A 419-nucleotide genomic window follows, 5' to 3' on the forward strand; every position below is an offset into this window, starting at 1 on the left:
CGTTAATGAGATGGTCCCCCTCCACCCTACAAGACCTAAACTTGTAGGGTGTGTTCTTTCAGGACGGAGGCCATCATGCAAGACGTTACCCTCATCGGCATCGACCTCGGCAAGCACAATTTCCACGTGCACGGCCAGGACCGCCACGGCAAAGCCCTGCTGCGCAAGAAGTTCAACCGCAAGCAGCTGATCGAATTCCTCGCCAAATTCCACGTTTGCACAATCGTGATGGAAGCCTGTGCAGGCGCCCATTACATGGCCCGTCAGTTGGCCAGGTACGGACACGATGTCAAGCTGATCTCTCCCCAATTCGTGCGACCCTTCGTCAAGAGCAACAAGAACGACTTCGTTGATGCCGAAGCGATCTGCGAAGCGGCCAGCCGTCCCTCGATGCGTTTCGTGACACCGAAAACCGAAGC

General features: G+C 56.1%; 1 protein-coding gene. It reads left to right on the forward strand.

The features are described from left to right. Positions 1 to 75: 75 nt before the first annotated feature. Positions 76 to 419 (forward strand): IS110 family transposase (locus tag AC3A6M_RS24890; protein WP_487855362.1); only part of this gene is annotated, 344 nt, incomplete at its 3' end.

It is taken from the genome of Telluria sp. Soil_C_11 (assembly GCF_057657395.1).